This is a genomic window from Alcanivorax xiamenensis (assembly GCF_009846745.1).
GTDB lineage: Bacteria > Pseudomonadota > Gammaproteobacteria > Pseudomonadales > Alcanivoracaceae > Alloalcanivorax > Alloalcanivorax xiamenensis.
Map to the genome: position 1 here is coordinate 274,390 of NZ_AQPF01000002.1, position 19,276 is coordinate 293,665.

The 19,276-nt window shown below is 60.9% G+C and carries 14 protein-coding genes and 1 tRNA gene; 9 read left to right on the forward strand and 6 right to left on the reverse strand.

Going from position 1 to position 19,276, the window contains the following annotated elements; all coding sequences use genetic code 11:
* Window positions 1-135 precede the first annotated feature (135 nt).
* The 5 genes from A6D6_RS02755 (at window position 136) to A6D6_RS22125 (ending at window position 9,419) form a co-directional block, all read left to right on the forward strand.
* The gene (locus tag A6D6_RS02755) at window positions 136-1,023 is read left to right on the forward strand and encodes an ABC transporter ATP-binding protein (protein ID WP_159659854.1); all 888 of its coding nucleotides are present in this window, start codon (window positions 136-138) and stop codon (window positions 1,021-1,023) included.
* A 5-nt stretch (window positions 1,024-1,028) separates the two neighbouring features.
* Complete coding sequence (locus tag A6D6_RS02760; protein WP_236563960.1) at window positions 1,029-4,319, forward strand: ABC transporter permease; 3,291 nt, start codon at window positions 1,029-1,031, stop codon at window positions 4,317-4,319.
* Between the two features lie 23 nt (window positions 4,320-4,342).
* Entirely contained in the window at window positions 4,343-6,463 is a 2,121-nt protein-coding gene (locus A6D6_RS02765; RefSeq protein WP_133492333.1) for a TonB-dependent receptor, read from the forward strand.
* A 112-nt stretch (window positions 6,464-6,575) separates the two neighbouring features.
* Window positions 6,576-8,684, forward strand: a complete 2,109-nt coding sequence (locus A6D6_RS02770) for a TonB-dependent receptor (protein ID WP_159659856.1) — start codon at window positions 6,576-6,578, stop codon at window positions 8,682-8,684.
* 420 nt (window positions 8,685-9,104) lie between these two features.
* Window positions 9,105-9,419, forward strand: a complete 315-nt coding sequence (locus tag A6D6_RS22125; RefSeq protein WP_369412807.1) for a hypothetical protein — start codon at window positions 9,105-9,107, stop codon at window positions 9,417-9,419.
* A gap of 54 nt (window positions 9,420-9,473) precedes the next feature.
* Here A6D6_RS22125 and A6D6_RS02780 read toward each other — a convergent pair.
* The 3 genes from A6D6_RS02780 to lptF all read right to left on the reverse strand — a co-directional run bounded on the left by A6D6_RS02780 (window position 9,474) and on the right by lptF (window position 11,858).
* Window positions 9,474-9,560 (reverse strand) — tRNA-Leu (locus A6D6_RS02780).
* Between the two features lie 91 nt (window positions 9,561-9,651).
* Window positions 9,652-10,713: an LPS export ABC transporter permease LptG gene (gene lptG / locus A6D6_RS02785; protein ID WP_133492322.1), complete on the reverse strand. Its 1,062-nt coding sequence runs from the start codon at window positions 10,711-10,713 to the stop codon at window positions 9,652-9,654.
* Window positions 10,710-11,858 (reverse strand): LPS export ABC transporter permease LptF, encoded by a 1,149-nt coding sequence (gene lptF, locus A6D6_RS02790; protein WP_236563956.1) that lies wholly within the window; start codon window positions 11,856-11,858, stop codon window positions 10,710-10,712. Before lptF ends, lptG begins: the two co-directional genes overlap by 4 nt.
* An 18-nt stretch (window positions 11,859-11,876) precedes the next feature.
* On the opposite strand from lptF, the gene A6D6_RS02795 reads away from it, so the two are divergent.
* The 3 genes from A6D6_RS02795 to A6D6_RS02805 all read left to right on the forward strand — a co-directional run bounded on the left by A6D6_RS02795 (window position 11,877) and on the right by A6D6_RS02805 (window position 16,628).
* Window positions 11,877-13,352 (forward strand): leucyl aminopeptidase, encoded by a 1,476-nt coding sequence (locus tag A6D6_RS02795; RefSeq protein ID WP_159659858.1) that lies wholly within the window; start codon window positions 11,877-11,879, stop codon window positions 13,350-13,352.
* A gap of 4 nt (window positions 13,353-13,356) precedes the next feature.
* Window positions 13,357-13,773, forward strand: a complete 417-nt coding sequence (locus tag A6D6_RS02800; protein WP_159659859.1) for a DNA polymerase III subunit chi — start codon at window positions 13,357-13,359, stop codon at window positions 13,771-13,773.
* A gap of 62 nt (window positions 13,774-13,835) precedes the next feature.
* Window positions 13,836-16,628: a valine--tRNA ligase gene (locus tag A6D6_RS02805; RefSeq protein ID WP_133492319.1), complete on the forward strand. Its 2,793-nt coding sequence runs from the start codon at window positions 13,836-13,838 to the stop codon at window positions 16,626-16,628.
* Between the two features lie 14 nt (window positions 16,629-16,642).
* On the opposite strand, the gene A6D6_RS02810 is transcribed toward A6D6_RS02805, so the two are convergent.
* Entirely contained in the window at window positions 16,643-17,326 is a 684-nt protein-coding gene (locus tag A6D6_RS02810) for a TetR/AcrR family transcriptional regulator (protein ID WP_133492318.1), read from the reverse strand.
* A gap of 76 nt (window positions 17,327-17,402) precedes the next feature.
* Window positions 17,403-17,615 carry a DUF2061 domain-containing protein gene (locus tag A6D6_RS02815; RefSeq protein ID WP_133492317.1) on the reverse strand — a complete coding sequence of 71 codons (213 nt, stop codon included), beginning with the start codon at window positions 17,613-17,615 and terminating at the stop codon, window positions 17,403-17,405.
* A gap of 207 nt (window positions 17,616-17,822) precedes the next feature.
* On the opposite strand from A6D6_RS02815, the gene yegS reads away from it, so the two are divergent.
* On the forward strand, window positions 17,823-18,731 hold the full coding sequence (yegS, locus tag A6D6_RS02820; RefSeq protein ID WP_133492316.1) for a lipid kinase YegS: 909 nt from the start codon (window positions 17,823-17,825) through the stop codon (window positions 18,729-18,731).
* On the opposite strand, the gene A6D6_RS02825 is transcribed toward yegS, so the two are convergent.
* The gene (locus tag A6D6_RS02825; protein WP_159659860.1) at window positions 18,732-19,124 is read right to left on the reverse strand and encodes a DUF2721 domain-containing protein; all 393 of its coding nucleotides are present in this window, start codon (window positions 19,122-19,124) and stop codon (window positions 18,732-18,734) included.
* Between the last annotated feature and the right edge of the window lie 152 nt (window positions 19,125-19,276).

Consider the following 19,276-nt stretch of genomic DNA (forward strand, 5'->3'; position numbering starts at 1 on the left):
CCGATTCGGGCATAAATGGAACCGATTCGGGCGGATTCACAAATGAGAACCATTATCTTTTATACGGTTTCGTTCTTCTTGTCGACTTCAAGGCCTTGCCACCCATCAAGGCTTCCTATTCTGGGGACCCACGTTATGGCGAACTCCACCGGCCTGGTCATCGAAGACCTGGCGAAAACCTATGGCAATGGCGTGCGTGCTCTGGACAGCGTCTCACTGCGAGTCCCCCCCGGGATGTACGGACTGCTGGGCCCCAACGGCGCCGGAAAAAGCACACTGATGCGAACACTGGCCACTTTACAGGAGCCGGACCGCGGTCGCCTCTTTCTCGACGGCGAGGATGTTCTCGCCGCACCAGATCATCTGCGTCAACGACTTGGCTATCTGCCACAACAGATCGGTGCCTATGCCGGTGTTCCGGCCCGTGATTTACTGAATCGTTTTGCCTGGCTGAAGGGGCGCCACCGCCGCTCGGAACGCCAGGAGGAAGTAGAAATTCTGTTGGAGAAAGTCAACCTGCGGGAGGTGGCGCATCGTCCCGCCTCAACGTTTTCCGGCGGCATGTTGCGGCGTTTCGGCATTGCCCTGGCCTTGATCGGCTCACCGCGTCTATTGATCGTGGATGAGCCCACCGCCGGGCTGGACCCGGCGGAACGCAACCAATTCCACCGGGTTCTGGCTGACACCGCCAACAACAGCGTAGTGCTGCTGTCCACCCATATTGTCGAGGATGTGGAAAACCTGTGCGACCGTCTGGCCATTCTCGCCAACGGCAGGTTATTGGCCGAAGGCACGCCCGCCGCTCTGACCCGCCCTTATCAGGGCATGCTCTGGGAAGCTTCGTTCGAACGAGATGAACCGGTACCTGAAGAGGCTCTACGTGTCTTGCCTCAACCCGGTGGCCGCCGTGTTATCCGCCATGCGGAACGGGCTCCCGATGACCGCTTCGTTTCACGCCCACCGCGTCTTGAGGACGTCTACTACCTGGCGCTGGAAAACGCCGGGCGAGGGACGGCCGCGTGAACCCAATGCGTCTGATGCTTCATGAGATCGCCGGCGAACTGCGCGCGGGCCTGCGCAGCGGCATTGTCTCGCTGGTGTTTCTGGGACTGACGCTGTACCTGCTGATGTCCCTCACCAACGCCGAGTACATGGAAAAGATGGGGGCCACGGATATTCCGCGCAACGCCCCCAGCCTGATTTATCTGATGGCTACCGGCTGCATGTTCTTCCTGTTCTTCGCCTGGGCCTGGGTGTTCGCACAACCTGTACTTCGCGACCGCCATGCCAATCTCCACGAGGTAATACTGTCAGCACCGATTTCCCTGCCCGCCCTGCTACTGGGGCGATTTCTTGGCGCCGCACTGCTGGCCTCCCTGCTTGGCGCCTCGGTCATGGTCGGGTTTCTCTGCACGCCCGCCCTCTCCTGGCTGGGTCTGGTGCCCCCTGACGCCATCGCGCCGCCCGCTTGGCACGCCCTGGCATTCAGTTGGTTGTGGCTGGTGTTTCCGATCGCTTTCGGCGTCGGCGCCCTGTACTTCATGGTGACGCTAAAAACCCGCAGCGTGGCCGCGGCCTTCGCACTGTCCGCGTTGCTGATGCTGCTGTGGATGGTGGCGGTGGTAGTACTGGAAGGTGGTCATATCAATCCCGTTCTCTCGGCGACCCTTGATCCGTCCCTGTTTACCTTCGCCCACGCCCAGGTCGAGGATTGGACGCCCGCACAAAAAAGCCAGGCCCTGTTACCGATTAATCGGGAGTTCCTGCTGAACCGGGGCCTGTGGTGCGTGCTGCCAATGTCCGGTCTGGTATGGATGGTCACACGGGTACGACGGGAAAGCCTGATCCGGGAAAGCGCCCGGAAGCCTTCCCGCAAGACCGCCCCCTCCCTCCCGGAAACAGTGCTTCCACACACCCTGCCCGGACCGGTCACCGCCTTTCGATGGTGGCGAACGGTCACCGCTGAAACCGGCTGGCGGTTGCGCCGGACAGTACGGACTCGCGCTTTCCTGGTTGGCACTGTCCTGTTAGTGGCGGTCGGCGTGATGGCCGCGTTCGTACATGTGATCTGGCACGCGGAGGGACCGTTCCTGCCCCATCCGGATCGGTTGTTGCCATTGCTGATGACGACCCTGTATCTGGTGATCGCCTTTGTGGTGGCGGCCAGTGCCGGACTGATGTCACGCCAGGACGATGTGGAAGGGTTCAGGGATATGCTCGACGCGGCGCCGGCACCGCTATTCGTACGCCTGTTCGCTCTCGCTCTGGCGCTACTGGCAGTAACCCTGATTCTGGCACTGCTTCCCGGCGTCTCCGTGTTGATCGTCACCGCTCTGGTGATGCCGGACAGCCTCGCGCCGGTCACCGTCCTGCTTTACCAAATCCTGGTGATGGCGCCGGCGCTGCTGGAACTGGCCATGCTGGCACTGCTGATTCACGCCCTGATACGACGCCCCGGGCTGGCCTATGCCGCCTCCATGTTCGTGACCTTCGTGCTGGTACTCAATAACGAACTGGCGCTGGTCACCTACCCACCGTACAAGCTCGGCATTCCCGTTCAGATTTCCCTTTCAAGCCTCACTGGCTGGGCACCCTGGCGTAATTACCTGCTGACCCTGGACGGCTACAAGCTGGGCGTCGCGCTGCTCTGTGTCGCGGTGGCGGGTCTGGTTCTGCCGCGTGGCCATTTGCGGCGGCTGCGTGAAATGGTCGCCCGACTGCCCGGCCCCTTCGGCGGAGGGGCCCTGATCGCGGTGGCAGGAATAATCGGTAGCGGTGCTCTGTTGCACCAGAAGCTGATCTCGGCAGGCAGTTACCGTACCGCCGAAAGTGAACGTCTGGAGCAGGTCGACTGGGAACGCGACACCGTCGCCAACGCCGGCGCCTTTTCCGTGAAGGGCGGAGAGCTGACTCTTAACCTCAATACCGATCAGCGTGAAGCCACCGGCCAATGGTTGCTGAAAACCGTGCGGACCGACACTGGAGTGCTCCACGCCGAATTGCCCCCCGGCTTTGTATTGCTGTCCTCACGGGTCGACGGCCAGGCGGTCCAGGCCGATCAGGCCAACGATCATTTGACCCTGCTTCTGGACCATTGCACCGCTGATGGCTGCGACGTCGAGCTGACCTGGCGCCTGTCTTTTGCCTCCTGGCCGGCGGACGCCTCTCCGCCAGCGCTGGCGGATAACGGCGTCTGGCTGCGGGCCTACCAGGCCGCCCCCCGGCTCGGCATCGATCCGGACCGGGCGTTACGCGGCGCGAACGCCAGAACCCGCTACGGCCTGCCCGCGGACTATGCCGTGCCACCGGGCGAAGCGGCGGCCTCCGTCAAAGGTATTGCCCCAGCCGGGCTCTGGCGCTGGCGGCTGAGCAGGGATCTCGCCAAAGGCGGGTACTCCGAACAAGGCGCAACCTCCGGTGCGCTTGATTTCAGCCTGTATTTACCGCATCGAGCCCACGAACAGGCCCTGGAGGGTCTGACCGTCATCAGTGATCCGGGGCGCACCGCCGCCGCACGGAGCATCGCCGACGACGTACGACGGATGCGGGCCTGCGTGTCGCGCCGGCTGGGGCGCGATATCCAGGTCAATAGCGTACAGCAGTGGCCGCGAGGACAGCAGGTCACGGGCTTCTCCCGAGGCGTGCTAAGGCTGGCGGAGGATCCGGATTGGGACGTGGCCGATCAAGGCGTGGGCCGCTGGCGGCGACAAGCCCACATTGCCACGGCCCTGGCCCGAGGGCACCTGGTCGAGGCCGCCGAACTGCGGCGCGGCCCCGGCGCCGCGTGGCTGAGCGAGGGGGTGGCCGGTGCCATCGGCCTGCTGTGCGTGGGCGACGCAAACGGCATGGATGCTTTGCAAGCGGCGGTCGAGCGCCAGGCGCAGGATACCACTCAACGCCTCGCCAACAGTGATATCCCCATTACCTCGCTGCGGGCGGCGCCCAGCGAAGGCTGGGTATCCCTTTACGCGCCCCTGGCCAACCTCGGCTGGGTGGCCCGGCAAAGCGCTTCCGACCTGACCGCCCTGCTCGCTGACATTCGCCAGCAACGGGACGTGGAACACGTACTGTCCACACGCCTGGGATCCCACGCCACACAGCGCCTGCTCGGCCCGCCCTTGGCGTTTGGCGCCGAAGGCGAACGCTGGCATTGGCGCGACGGCGGCTGGCAGCCGCTGACCACCCCCGCCCGCTATCAAAGCCTGGTGCGTCACGATGGCCAGATCGTTTCAAGGCCCGACTCCGTCGATGAGCCAGGTCTGTTACTCGATCGCTGGCCCGCCTATCCCCGGTTTACACAACACCACGATAACGAATGACCCGTCATCCACAGGAGACACCGATGTTAGAAAAAGGATTGCCCAAGACCGTGGGGAGCTTCGGCAAGGCCGGGAAGGCCGCGACATTCTCCATGCTGTTCCTGCTTTCCCCTTTGGTTGCCGCAAAGGAAGATCCCGATCACGAATTGGAGGGCGTCACCGTGACCGCCCGTCAAAGCGAGGAGCGAGCCAAGGATGTGCCTTTCGCGATCAGCGTGGTCGACGGCGGCACGCTTGCCGACCAACGACTCGACAATGTGGAGGACGCTTTGCGATCGGTGCCCGGCGTCAACATCAATTCCTCCGCCGGTGCCAACGATTCCAATGTTTATATTCGCGGGGTCGGATCCTTGTACCAGATGAACATGGACGACAACTCGGTGGCCCTGATCATGGATGGTGTGACCTTGTCGCCCCGCTCAATCTCCCTTGGCACTCTGGATGTGGAACGGGTGGAGGTACTGAAAGGCCCCCAGGGTACTCTGTTCGGCGGTAACGCCGAAGCCGGCGCCATCAATGTGGTTAGCCGCCGCCCCACCCGTCACCGGGAAGGGTATCTGCGACTGGAAGGCGGACAGGATGAGCAGTGGCTGCAGGAAGGGGTAATCAGCGGGCCACTCAGTGATCAGTTCAGCGGCCGCTTCGCTCTTCGTCATGCCACCGCCGATAACTGGGTGGACAATAAACAAACCGGTGATCCGCTGACCGACCAGAAGGATCTGGCCTTCCGCGGCAGCCTGCTCTGGGACAATCACGACGCCACCACCGCACTGTTCATCGCCGAACGTCAGAAAGTGGAGGGCCGTACCAGCGTGCTGGTGTTACGGCCCTATGGCGATGATCCGGCCAACGATCTGACCCCGGGCCTGTTCGACGACAACGAGAAAACCATGGAGCGCTATTCCATGGAGATCAACCATGATCTGGCCAGCAGCCGGGTCACATCGGTGACCGCCATGACCCGCATGGATCTCACCGACCCGGTGGTCTACGACCGCGACATCATGGAAGCCATGTATGGCTCTCCCATGGTCGCCTGGTTAAAAAAAGAAGCCGATGAACGAACCTACAGCCAGGACCTGCGCATCGGTTCGCTACCTTCCAGTCCGCTGTTCTGGACCACCGGTATAAGTGTGTCCCATTCGGAACGAGGCTACGACACCACCTACGACTCCCGTGACCCCTCCAGCGCCAAGTTTCGTGATTTCACCACCGAACAATACGGCCTCTACGGTGAGGTCACCTACCCATTGTTCGACGCTCTCAAATTGACGGCGGGGATACGCCATTCCTGGGATCGTAAGGAATACGATGCGGTGTACCGTTCCAGCGCCGGGGTCGTGCGGGACCAGAGGGATCTGGATGATGACTTCACCACCGGCCGCCTGGCACTGACCTATGTACTGACACCCAGCACCAATCTCTACACCCAGATCGGGCGCGGCTACAATCCTGGAGGGTTCAACGATTATGCTTCACAGAAAGCGGACAGCGAGCCCTACGACGCCGCCACCGCCCACTCCTGGGAAGTCGGCTTCAAAACCGAAACAGAGCGGCTGATGCTCAACGGCAGCGTCTTCCTGACCCGGGTGAAGGACGCGCACCTGATTGATTATGACGTCATTACCTGGGCCTCCCGTGCGGTTAACGCGGACACCCGCAGCCGCGGTGCCGAATTGGAAGGCCGTTACCGGCTCGGCCGGGGTGTGTCCATCGCGGGCGCCATCAGCTACCTGGACGCGGAAATCAGTGACGATGTAACCGGTATCAGCGGCGGTGATGTCCAGTCCGGCAATCAGGTTCCTGATGTTTCGGAGTGGAGCGGCTACGCCGCCATCCATTACGACCGTCCACTGCCGGATAATTTTATCGGCCTGTACGCGCCAGCCCTGAACGCCCGGATCAGCTACCAGTACGTGGGTGAGCGCCCCGCCGATCCACAAAACCATTTTGACCTGGATGACTACGGCATGCTGGATGCGCGCCTGGGCATCACCAGTGGCGCGGTGGAGCTTTATCTGTGGGGGGAAAACTTGCTGGATGAAACCTATGACCTTTACGGGTACTACGAATCCAGCACCGTAACCTACGGCGCACCTGGCCGCGGGCGCACCGTTGGCGCGGGCCTGAGCTACTACTTCTGACGATCCGGCCTGGCCGCCGTGCGCTCGGCGGCCAGGCCCCGCGCCGCTCGCATTTTATATTTTTGTGTCAATCTCTTAATGTTACGTTATAACGTATTTGGAGCTATCAGACATGTTTCCCTTACGTCGTCATCCTACGGTCGTCGCCCTGCTGGTGGGGCTTGCCCTGCCCCCCTTGTCGTCACACGCCGACACCCGGAAGGACGGTGCGGAATCCTTTGCCCCTCACGAGTTGGAAAGCGTCACGGTTACCGCCCGTCGCGGCGAGGAACAGGCCAAGGAGGTCCCCTTCGGCCTCAGCGTGATCGACGCCGGGACACTGGAGTCCAAGGGAAACGCCGATCTGGAAGCGGTCCTGAGGGATACCGCCGGCGTCAACATCAGTTCGTCCGGCCCCTACGATGCCAATGTGCTGATCCGTGGCGTGGGGTCGCTCAATCAGATCAGCCAGGAGGACGGTTCCGTAGTGCTGAATGTGGACGGTGTCGCTCTGTCCGCCCGTCAGATTTCCCTGGCGACCCTGGATATGGAACGGGTGGAAGTGCTGAAAGGACCACAGGGCACCTTGTTTGGCCGCAACAGTGAGGCCGGCGCGATCAATGTGATCAGCCGTGGCCCCACCGATTATCGTGAGGGTTATCTGCGCGGAGAATACGGCCAGGACAACCAATACCGCCTTGAAGGCGCGCTCAGCGGCCCGCTCGGTGAACGGCTCAGCGGCCGTCTGGCGGTACGGCAAAGCGGAGAGGATCACTGGGTGGAAAACGTCAACGACGGCGACCCGATTTCCAAGCCTCGTTCCCTGGCGTTTCGCGGCAGCCTGCTCTGGGATGTGGGCGAGCGCACCTCCGCGTTATTCATCGCCGAGCGGCAGCGAATACAGCACGATGCCAGCGTCCAGGTGCTTTACCCGTTCGGAGATCCCCCCGGGATCGATATGACGCCGGGGCGCTTCGACGATAACCAGAACACCGTGGAACGCTACTCCTCCGAGGTCCAACACGACTTCGCCGGCAGCCGCCTTACGTCCACCACGGCTCTTACCCGGACCGACATGAGTCTGGTCACTGGCTATGGACGCCGAATCTCCGAAATACTTTACGGCGCCCCCATGGAGTTCATGAAAGAGGACGACTCCGACCAGCGTGTGCTCAGCCAGGATCTGAATGTGTCCTCACTGCCCGGTGCCCGGGTCTTCTGGGTTGCCGGTCTCTACGCCTCCGATTCCCGGCGCAACTTCGATTCATTCTTCGAAACCACCGGCAACCGGCAAGACCGCGACTACGAGACCCGCGCTTACGCACTCTATGGCGAAGCGACCTATCCCCTCACGGGTCGTCTGGACTGGACCTTCGGCCTGCGCCACACCTGGGACCGGAAAACCTACGAAGCGGACTATTTCAGTGGCGCTTGGCAACACGACGAGCGCGATCTGGACGATGACTACACCACCGGACGTACCGGTCTGTCCTTCGCCGTCATGCCGGACTTGAACCTGTACGCCATGTTGGCGCGGGGCTACAAATCCGGGCTGTTCAGCGACTACGCCACTCAGGTCGAGGACAGCAGCCCCACTGATGCCGCCAAGGTCAACAGCCTCGAAATCGGCTTCAAGCTGGAACCCACACATCAGCGCTACGCGGTCAACGGCGCCGTGTTCATCAGCCGTATCAAGGACGATCATTTGTTGGGATACGACGTTGCCACCCAGGCCACCAGCGCCATCAACGCGGACACCCGCAGCCAGGGCGCGGAGCTGGAAGGCTCTCTGTCGCTGAGCCAGGATCTGGCACTGTCCGCCTCGGTGACCTACATCGACGCGGAAATCACTAGTGACGCCCCCGGTGTGCAGGGCGGTGATGTGGAATCCGGTAACAGGGTTCCTCAAGCCGCCCGCTGGAGTGGCGATCTGGTGCTCACCTACCAACGCGAACTGCCGGACTTTCCGGGCCTGCCCTATCCGATGCTGAAAGCCCGCGCGGGTTACCACCATGTGGGCGCGCGCCCCGCCGATCCACAGAATCATTTCGACCTCGATCACTATGATCTGGTGGACACGCGGGTGACGTTATTGACCGGGAACGCCGAGTTTTATGTCTATGGCGACAACCTTCTCAATGAGCGATACGAGCTGTCCGGCTATCAACTGGCCCCGGGCGTGCGCACCGGCGCCATGCACCGGGGCCGAACCATCGGTGTTGGCGCCGGTTACTATTTCTAGCAGCACCTTCCAGCCGATCGGTATCAACCCTGCTCCAAGGATCGCCAGCCCGCTCAAGCGGGCTCCGGCGGCAGCTTCCCGCCCGGGAATGCCCCCCTGGTTATTCAGCCTGGTGGTTCCGAACCGCCGCCAAAGCGGCCCACATTCTCTATGGTCCTGGGAAAGAGCGGATACATGATCCAAACTACAAGCTCGACCTGCGGCCAGGAAAAGTGAAACGGGGTCTATGAATCACACACGTGATTGACTGGCGCAGCCGGCTGCTAACACGGATTGCGCGCACTGCCTGGAACAAGGAGCGTCGCCACCTTCGAGCCATCGCCAATTATGCGCTGAAACAGGCCCTGATCGAGGCAACCCCGAGCCAGGTCGCCGCGGTGGTTCTGGGGTATCGTTGTCAGAACGTTCTATTTCACCGGAATCAGGCGGTCACAATTTCGGCATACCATGGCCACCCACCTGGCCCTGACAGGGCAGATTCGGAGCCTTCGGGAAATCCTGGGACGCACCAACGTCAAAACCACGATGATCTATGTGCATCCCGATCTGGAGCAATTGAACGCCTTCCTGGGCCACCTGCCCGGGTTGGGTTCCGTGGGAAGGCATGCCAAAAGCGTTTCTGTTGGGCTTTTCCAACACACGAAATGGTGTTTGATACGTGAACGATCAGAGCCGTTCGTAGGAACGCACGATAGCGCCAAAACATCGCAGGCAAAAGAAAGCCGGGGAGGATGAGTCCCCGGCGGCAAATTGCCAAGATTTAAAGGTGTCTTGGCGCACCTACGAATTTGGTACCAGAGGCCGGACTTGAACCGGCACGCCCGCGAAGGCAACGGATTTTGAATCCGTCGTGTCTACCAATTCCACCACTCTGGCAAGGGATGGCGACAACCTGCATCAAGTCGTCGGCCGGCGAGTATACCAATCTCGCCGGACAATGCCAGCCATTATGCCGTGGATATGGTGGTTACCGCACCCGTAACAATAACCAGACGCCCAGTATCAGACAGAGCACCGGAGGCAGGCCGGCGGCGAGCAGCGGCTCGGTGCGGAACACCAGGGACAAATGACCGAAGAACTGTTGCCCGTAATGGAAAATCAGGCCGGCCACAACCCCGGCGGCCACCCGCAGCCCCATGGTCACTTCCCGCAACGGGCCGAAGACAAAGGAAATGGCGATCAGCACCATGCCGATGGTGGCGGCGGGCATCAGCAGCTTCTGCCAGAATGACAACATGTAGTCCGCCGTTTCCAGCCCCTGCCGCTTCAGATAGGAAGCGTACTCCAGCAGCTTGGCCATCCCCAACCGGGCCGGGTCCAGCACCACGATACTGAGCAATTGCGGTTTGAGGCTGGTCTCCCAGATGCCATGCTCCTCACGGTATGTCTCGGTGCGCTCCCCCTGAAAGCGGGTCCCCTGCACACCTTCCAGAGCCCAGGAATCCCCCTGGTAGATGGCCCGCGCCACATACAGACTTTCCGCCAGTTTGTGCTCCTCGTCGAAGCGGTAGCGGGTCAGGCCGTACAGCACGCCGTTGGGTTGCACCGCGTTAATGTGGATGAACTCATCCCCTTCGCGGTGCCAATAGCCGTATTTGCTGCGAATGGTTTCACCGCCGCCTTCCTGCAACGAGCGATTACTCTGCGCCACCTGCTCCGAGTATGGAGCCAGGTATTCCCCCACCGGCACCGACAGCAGCATCAGGAAGATCACCGGCCGCAGTACCATCCAGGCGATTCGCAGGGTGGAGATGCCCGCGGCACGGATCACCGCCAGTTCGCCGTTGTTGGCCATCAGCCCGAGGCCGATCAGGGTGCCCAGCAGAATCGCCAGCGGCAGGTATTCGTTGAAACGGCGCGGCACCGTGGTGAGCACGAATTGCAACGCCTGCAGCGCCTGATAGCCGCCACGCAGAAACTCCAGTTCGTACACGAAGCTGAACAAGCAGTCCAGGGCGATGATAATGGCGACAATGGCCAGCGACGGAATCAAAACTACCCGCCAGAAATAGCCTCTCAGCAATTTCATGAGTGCCTCCCGCGGCGCCACAACCGATCACCGTAATAAAGGAAGAACACCGCCACCGCCGCTAGCGCGTGGATCCAGATCATCGAGTAATACCAGGGTCGCTCGCCGCCGCTGTCCGCCATCCAGCTTCGCATGGTGAGCAGCAGGCCGACGTACAGCATGTACCCCAGCACCGCCGGGATCATCCGCAGGAAACGTCCCTGACGCGGGTTCACCTTGGCCAACGGGATAGCCGCAAGGCACATGATCGGGACCGTCAATACCAGTGACCAGCGCCATTGCAGCTCGGCCACCGCCTGACTGTCGTTCGGGCTCTCCAGCAATTCACCAGTGGTGCGCCCTCTCACCTTGGGCGGCCGGCTCGAGGTGTTTTCACTGCCGATACGGACCCGTGCCTTCTCGAACGCGACTTCCTGATAATCCGCGTCACCGGGTTTGCCCTGGTATTGGTAGCCGTCGCGCAACTCCAGGTAGTTGATACCGTTCTCATCCTGCACCAACCGCCCGGTATGGGCCCAGACGGTGAGTACGCGCCCGGCCTGGGAATCATCGAACCGGGCATCGGCGACGAACACGTTCTCCAGATAACCGTCCTCGCGATTCAGGCTCTCGGCATAGGTGGCACGCTGACTGCCGTCCGAACCGCGCACCAGGAACCGCCCCGGTGTCAGCAGTTCCAGCACCGAACGCCCTTTTTGCTCCTCGAAGATACGGTTGACTTCGGCATCGCCCCGAGGCGTGACGTACAGTGAAAACAGCGCCACCACGCTGACCGCCACCAATATCGGCGCCACCAGCGAGCGGACGATGCGGCCGTGCCCCTGGCCACCGGCCTGCAACACCACCATCTCGTTGTCCATGTGCATACGTCCCAGCACTAGCAACAAAGAGATGTACAAACTCAACGGCAAAATCATTTGCAGGAATTCCGGCAACCGGAACGCCATCACCAGAAACAGAGCGTCCGCCGCGATCTGACCGGCGGCGGCCTCTGCCAAATACTTGATAAAGCGACCACTGACCAGCACCATCACCAAAATGAAGGTCACCAGCACCGTGGTCACGAATACCTGACGATTTATGTAGCGGTGTAGTATCAACGTTGGTCCCGCCCGCACCTGTTCCATCTTTGCAGTGTGCGGCATTGTAACTCAGGAGAGAGCATGGAGTACGCAATTAGCCACTCGGCCCTGCCGAAACTGAAAGCAGATTGTCTGGTTCTGCCACTCGGTAGCGCTTCCACCCTACCGGAAGCCCTGCCCGATGAGACCCGCGCATCGGTGCAGGCGTTCATCAAAGCCGGGGATTTTTCCGGCAAACAGGGTCAGGTCAGCTGGTTGCACAATCCACCGGGCGTCGCAGCCCGCCGTTTGCTGCTGGTGGGCTGCGGTGACAAGACCGAACTCGACGGCCAGGCTTGGCAGCGTTTGGTCACTGGCGCCACCAGGCAATTGCTCGCTTCTCCGGTGAAACAAGCAGTGTTGATGCTGAACACCGTCAAGGTTGCCCGTGAACTGGGCTGGCGGGTACGAGAAGGAGCCCGGGTAGCGGAAGAAGCCTGCTATCGGTTCGACGACTACCGCAGCAAACCGGCCCAGGCTGCCACCCTGCGTAAGCTGACATTCTGGCACGCGCAACGCGATGCCGCCCTGCGCCAGGCCCTCAAGCAAGGCCGGGCCGTGGCCGTCGGCACCGCTCTGGCACGCGATCTGGGCAATATGCCCCCCAATGACTGCTATCCGGAATATCTGGCCGAGCGCGCCAAGGCGTTGGGTAAGGAATACGACAAGCTGACGGTGAAGATCGTCACTCAGGCCCAGGCGGAGAAGATGGGCATGGGGGCTTTCCACGCGGTGGCCAAGGGCAGCACCCGGGAAGGGTGCCTCATCGTGATGGAGTACAAAGGCGCCGCCGGCAAGCCGGTGTCCCTGGTTGGCAAGGGGATCACCTTCGATACCGGCGGCATCTCCCTGAAACCGGGCGCCAACATGGACGAAATGAAATACGACATGGGCGGCGCGGCAAGCGTTTTCGGTACCGTCAAAACCGTCTGTGAGCTGGGCCTGCCTATCCATCTCGTGGCCGTGGTGGCCGCGGCGGAAAACATGCCCGACGGCGGCGCCACCCGTCCCGGCGATATCGTCAAAACGCTGTCCGGACAAACCGTGGAAATCCTCAACACCGACGCCGAAGGCCGCCTGGTGCTGTGCGACGCCCTCACCTATGTGCAGCAGAAGTACAAGCCGCACACCGTCATCGACATCGCCACCCTCACCGGCGCCTGCGTGGTCGCGCTGGGCAGTCATGCCCAAGCGGTGTACGCCAACGACGATGTGCTGCGCGAGTCACTGCTGGAGGCGGGCCAGGATACCGGCGACCGGGGCTGGCCGATGCCGCTGTGGGAGGACTACCAAAGCCAGTTGGACAGCCCCTTCGCCGACATGCAGAACATCGGCGGCCCGAAGGGCGGCTCGATCACCGCGGCCTGTTTCCTGCATCGTTTTGCCCGGGACGTGAATTGGGCGCATCTGGACATCGCCGGCACCGCCTGGATCAGCGGCGGCAAGGACAAAGGGGCCACCGGCCGTCCGGTACCGATGCTGACCCGCTATCTGATCAATCTGGCCGGCAAGGGCTGAGACATTGACCGAGGTTTTGTTTTACATCACCGAGCAAGCCGGAACGGGGGTGCGTGACGCCCTCGCCTGGCGCATCGCGGAAAAGGCCTGGCGCCAGGGGCGCCAGATCTACGTCCACTGCCAGGACGAGACCCATGCCCAGGCGTTGGATCAGCAATTCTGGGCGCAACCCGCTTCGGGCTTCCTGCCCCATTCCCTGCTCGGGGAGGGCCCGGCACCGGTGGTGCTGGGCTTTGGCGACGACCCGGGCAGTCACCACGACGTGCTGATCAATCTGGCGGCGGCGGTACCGGATTTCGTCACCCGCTTTGAACGGGCCGCCGAGATGATCACCGGCGACCCGCGGCAGCGCGAGGGCGGCCGTGAGCGGTTCCGTTTTTATCGGGAAAGGGGCTTTCCACTGAAAACCCACAACCTCTGACGGCAGGCCCCGGTTCCGGTATAATCCGCCTTTCGTTTTTGCGATGAAAGACAGCGGAGATCATGGACAAGACCTACCAACCCGATCGTATCGAGCAGGCCTGGTACAACACCTGGGAGGATGCGGGCTATTTCCGCCCTTCCGGCCAGGGTGATGCCTATTCCATCATGATCCCGCCGCCCAATGTGACCGGCAGTCTGCATATGGGCCACGCGTTCCAGGACACCATCATGGACACCCTGATCCGGTTCCGCCGGATGCAGGGACGCAACACGCTGTGGCAGGTGGGCTCCGACCACGCCGGCATCGCCACTCAAATGGTGGTGGAACGGCGTCTGGCCGCCGAGGGCAAGAACCGCCACGATCTCGGCCGCGATGCTTTCATCGAGAAAATCTGGGAATGGAAGGCGGAGTCCGGCGGCACCATCACCCGCCAATTGCGCCGCATGGGTGCCAGCGTGGACTGGACCCGCGAGCGCTTCACCATGGACGAAGGCCTGTCCAACGCAGTACGCGAAGTGTTCGTGCGCCTCTATGAGGAAGGCCTGATCTACCGGGGCAAACGTCTGGTGAACTGGGACCCGGCCCTGCATACCGCCATCTCCGATCTGGAAGTGGAAAACAAGGAAGAGCAGGGTCATCTGTGGCACTTCCGCTACCCGCTCTCCGATGGCTCCGGCCATCTGGTGGTGGCCACCACCCGCCCGGAAACCATGCTCGGCGATACCGCCGTGGCGGTGCACCCGGAGGATCCGCGCTACAAGGACCTGGTTGGCCAGACCATCCGCTTGCCGCTGGCCGACCGCGAGATTCCAATCATCGCCGACGACTACGTGGATCCGGACTTCGGCTCCGGCTGCGTGAAGATCACCCCGGCCCACGACTTCAACGACTATGAAATGGGCAAACGGCACGATCTGCCGATGATCAATATCCTCACCATCGACGCCCACCTCAACGACCAGGTGCCGGAAGCCTATCGCGGCCTGGATCGATACGAGGCGCGCAAGAAAGTGGTGGATGACCTGGATGTCCTGGGCCTGCTGGAAAAAGTTGACGATCACACGCTGCAAGTACCGCGCGGCGATCGTTCCGGCGTGGTCATTGAGCCCTATCTCACCGATCAATGGTTCGTGGCGGTGGAAAGCCTGGCCAAACCGGCCATCACGGCGGTGGAAAATGGCGATATCCAGTTCGTGCCAAAGAACTACGAGAACATGTACTTTTCCTGGATGCGTGACCTGCAGGACTGGTGCATTTCCCGGCAGCTGTGGTGGGGACATCGCATCCCCGCCTGGTACGACGAGGACGGCAATGTCTATGTGGGACGCAGCGAGGAGGAAGTCCGCGCCGCCCATGATCTCGATGATCGCCTGCTCAGCCAGGACGAGGATGTACTGGATACCTGGTTCAGTTCCGCGTTGTGGACATTCTCCACCCTGGGCTGGCCGGAGCAGACCGAGGAATTGAGCACCTTCCATCCCAGCAGCGTGCTGGTTACCGGTTTCGACATCATTTTCTTCTGGGTCGCGCGGATGATCATGATGACGCTGAAGTTCACCGGTGAGGTGCCCTTCAAAAAGGTCTACGTGCACGGCCTGGTACGGGATGCCGAAGGCCAGAAGATGTCCAAGTCCAAGGGCAATGTGCTCGATCCGCTGGATTTGATCGATGGCATCGATCTGGACAGTCTGGTGGAGAAACGCACCCGCGGGCTGATGCAGCCACAGAAAGAAAAGCAGATCGGCAAACGTACCCGGGCGGAATTCCCCGAAGGCATCAACAGCTACGGTACCGATGCGCTGCGTTTCACCTTCTTGTCACTGGCCTCCACCGGCCGTGACATCAAGTGGGACATGGGCCGCATCGAAGGCTACCGTAACTTCTGCAACAAGATCTGGAACGCCGCCCGTTATGTGATGATGAACACCGAGGGCCAGGACTGTGCTATCGATGCAACGGAGGGCGAAACCACCTTGTCACTGGCGGACCGCTGGATCATCTCCGCTTTGCAGCGGGCCGAGCGCGAAGTGACCGAGGCGCTGGATCAGTTCCGTTTCGATGTCGCCTCCCACGCCGCTTATGAATTCATCTGGAACGAGTACTGCGACTGGTATCTGGAATTGTCCAAGCCGGTGCTCTACAGCGACGATTATTCTGAAGCGGAAAAGCGCGGTACCCGCCGCACTCTGGTGCGGGTACTGGAAGCGATTTTGCGTCTGGCGCATCCGTTCATGCCCTTCATTACCGAGGAAATCTGGCAGAAGGTGGCACCGCTGGCCGGCAAGGCACCCGCCGCGGGCGGGAAGGAGAAGGACTCCACCATCATGCTGCAACCCTACCCCCGGCCCGAACAGGACAAGGTGGATGAGCAAGCGGAGCAGGATATCGAGTGGATCAAGGCGGTGATCACCGCGATCCGCAACATCCGCGGCGAAATGCGCATTCCTCCCAGCCGCACTCTGGATGTGTACCTGCACAACGGCAAGGACGAAGACCTGCGTCGCCTGCAAGCCAACCACAACTTCCTCTGCCGCCTGGCCAGGTTGGACAGCATCAACTGGCTCAACGCCGACGATTCCGCGCCGGCCTCCGCCACCAGCCTGGTCGGCGACATGGAAATCCTGGTGCCGATGGCTGGTCTGATCGACAAGGACGCGGAAATCGACCGCCTCACCAAGGAGGTGGACAAACTGCGCAAGGAAGTGGGGCGCGCGGAAGGCAAACTGAAAAACCCGGCCTTTGTCGACAAGGCGCCGGAAGCCGTGGTCGCCAAGGAGAAAGCCAAACTCGACGACTACCGCTCCCAGCTCGCCCGTCTGGAAGAGCAATTGGAGAAGATCAAGTACCTGTAACAGCCGGTGCCGGGTCAGGGCTGCCGCTTCAGCGTCCCTGGAGTGGCCTCCTGGCCCAGGATCACCGATTCCGCGATCCCGATCATGGTGCGCTGGCAAAGATGCAGGCGCTCCTCACTGAACTCCCCGCCCTCAAAAACATATAGCGAATAGCTTTCCAGAATCCACAGCATGGTCCGCATCACCAGGGGGTCGAAATCGCGGCCGGTAAGCCGATTGATTTCGGCGGTGAGCACTTCCGCGGCGATGGTCTGAGCGCGGTCCCGGTGCGGCGCCAACGCCGAATTGGAGCTGCGCGCTTCCTCCATCATCAACTTGATCACAGGCCCCATGCTGATGTGGTAATCAAAGTAGACTTTGGTGGTGTTATGGATGATTTGCTGCACTGAGCGGGCCTGGCGCATTTCATGATGGAAATGCAGCAGCATATTGTCGATGAAGATGCGGTAGATATTCTCCAACACATCTACCTTGTTACGGAAGTACTTATAGAAAGTGCGCCGTGACACCTTCGCCGCACTCAACAGATGTTGCACCGTGGTGCGCTCCACACCGCGCAGGGCGAATACCTGCACGGAATGAATCAGAATTTCCGCCCGCGCCGGCGAGCGGGAGCCCCCTTCGTCCTCGGCATGAGCGTCCAGCACCTGATTAACCACCTGGCGGATGGCGTCCAGATCATCCCCTTGATTCCACACAGTAACTTATCCTTTGTTTTTGTTTACCGGGGCGTAGCTTAAACCAAGCCCCGGAACCCAGTAAACAAAGGGTCTATCAAGCAGCCAGAGCGGCCGTTTCCTCTTCCCGAGGGGCCCGGCGGCGCTGCCAGCGTTTCCAGATCTTCTCGTGGAAGTGGTAGGCCACCGTGTTCACACAAGGTTCCACCAACGCCGTGGCGCCACCAATGCGCCAGTCACCAGTCATGGCCCACACCACAAGAAACGCAACACTGATATGCATAATGCCGAAACTGAATGTCTTCACCATGGGACACCTCCACCATCATTTGTATATGATAACCATTCTCATAAATGAAAAAAGGAAGATGATGTTATTTTCCCAATAGCTTTAAGCTATTGGCGGGCAGGCGTCATGGTGAGACCCACGGTTCCGTATAAACCAATCTGGAATAGAATGAGTGGCGGGCCATCCGGCGATCCGGTGGCTGTTTTTTGTCCATTGCAAGGAGTGCCCATGGCAAGCGCTAGAGCGGTTTTGATCCTTCACGGTAAACAAGCCACCAATGATGAGGTGCGTCAGGCGGTCTTGGCCCGTCGTGAACAAGGATACCAACTTGATGTTCGGGTCACCTGGGAAGGCGGAGACGCCGAAAGGTATGTAGAGGAAGCATTGAAAGCCGGTTACGACACCGTCATCGCCGGTGGTGGCGATGGTTCGGTGCGCGACATCACCGATGCTCTGATGAAAAACGGCGGCGGGGCCAATCTGGCCATTCTACCGCTCGGAACCGCCAACGACTTCGCCACCGCCGCGAACATTCCCGTGCCTCCGGAGGATGCGCTGGCGCTGCTTGATCTGCCCGCTAGCGCCATCGATGTGCTCGAAGTCAACGGCCATTACTTTCTCAATATGGCCACCGGTGGCTTCGGCACGGAAGTGACCACGGAAACCTCGGAGGAGTTGAAATCCATGCTGGGTGGTGCCGCCTACCTGCTCACTGGTCTCACCCGCTTTACCGAGATCCGGACCGCGCAGGGCCACTTCCAGGGCCAGGACTTTGAATGGGAAGGCGAGTTCATGGCCCTCGGGGTCGGTAACGGCCGGCAGGCGGGAGGTGGCCAGAAGTTGTGTCCGGACGCCATGATTAACGACGGTCTGATGGATGTGGCCATCCTGCCAGCACAGATGGATCTGATGTCCGGACTCCGGGGCCTATTCAGTTCCGGCAACGGCACCAACGGAAACGGTGACCAGGAAGGCCTGTTCGTCCGCGCTCGCCTGGCGTCGATGGAAATCCGCACCCCCGAAGCAATGTATCTGAATTTGGATGGCGAGCCGCTGGAAGACACCCGCTTTGATATAAAGGTACATGCTGGCGCGCTCCGGGTTCACCTGCCCCCCGACACGTCATTGCTTTCGTAATCAGGGTTTGGGACGTCGCAGCGCCTCCAACTGCACATTAAGCGCATTGGTGGAAATAAGAACTTCCCAAAGCGAGAAGATCAACGACAGTGACAGGCTGATCAGACTGGCTCCGAACAGCACCACCCCCGGCATGTCCTGATGCAGATAGAGCGCGAACATCGACAGTGTGCACAGAAGAAAACTGAGCACCCCGGCCACCTGCATTCGCTGGGTCAACACCACTCGCCTGTGCAACAACTCAATCTGACGCGTGGCGACTTCCTCGTGGTGCGTCTTTTCCTCATCCGCCAGCTTGCGAATCAACTGCGCCAAAACCAGGAAGCGGTTGGTGTAAGCCAGCAATAGCAACGAAATGGCGGGGAAGAGAAGCGCGGGCGTGGTCAGAGACATGAGCGACTCTTTGTAGTTGTCATGGAATTTACTTTAACGGATCCGCGGGAAATCCGTCAGCCTTCCCGGGCTGGCACGAAAATCCCAGTCAGCCGGCTTTGGATCAGGCGAGTTGCAGCGAAAGAGGGCGCACGGCAAAACGCCCTGTCAGG

What these genes read in the sequence shown, in the direction of transcription:
- A6D6_RS02755 (WP_159659854.1), top strand. Translation starts at nt 136, where the DNA reads ATGGCGAACTCCACCGGCCTGGTCATCGAAGACCTGGCGAAAACCTAT.
- A6D6_RS02760 (WP_236563960.1), top strand. Translation starts at nt 1,029, where the DNA reads ATGCGTCTGATGCTTCATGAGATCGCCGGCGAACTGCGCGCGGGCCTG.
- A6D6_RS02765 (WP_133492333.1), top strand. Translation starts at nt 4,343, where the DNA reads ATGTTAGAAAAAGGATTGCCCAAGACCGTGGGGAGCTTCGGCAAGGCC.
- A6D6_RS02770 (WP_159659856.1), top strand. Translation starts at nt 6,576, where the DNA reads ATGTTTCCCTTACGTCGTCATCCTACGGTCGTCGCCCTGCTGGTGGGG.
- lptG (WP_133492322.1), bottom strand. Translation starts at nt 10,713, where the DNA reads ATGAAATTGCTGAGAGGCTATTTCTGGCGGGTAGTTTTGATTCCGTCG.
- lptF (WP_236563956.1), bottom strand. Translation starts at nt 11,858, where the DNA reads ATGCCGCACACTGCAAAGATGGAACAGGTGCGGGCGGGACCAACGTTG.
- A6D6_RS02795 (WP_159659858.1), top strand. Translation starts at nt 11,877, where the DNA reads ATGGAGTACGCAATTAGCCACTCGGCCCTGCCGAAACTGAAAGCAGAT.
- A6D6_RS02805 (WP_133492319.1), top strand. Translation starts at nt 13,836, where the DNA reads ATGGACAAGACCTACCAACCCGATCGTATCGAGCAGGCCTGGTACAAC.
- A6D6_RS02815 (WP_133492317.1), bottom strand. Translation starts at nt 17,615, where the DNA reads ATGGTGAAGACATTCAGTTTCGGCATTATGCATATCAGTGTTGCGTTT.
- yegS (WP_133492316.1), top strand. Translation starts at nt 17,823, where the DNA reads ATGGCAAGCGCTAGAGCGGTTTTGATCCTTCACGGTAAACAAGCCACC.
- A6D6_RS02825 (WP_159659860.1), bottom strand. Translation starts at nt 19,124, where the DNA reads ATGTCTCTGACCACGCCCGCGCTTCTCTTCCCCGCCATTTCGTTGCTA.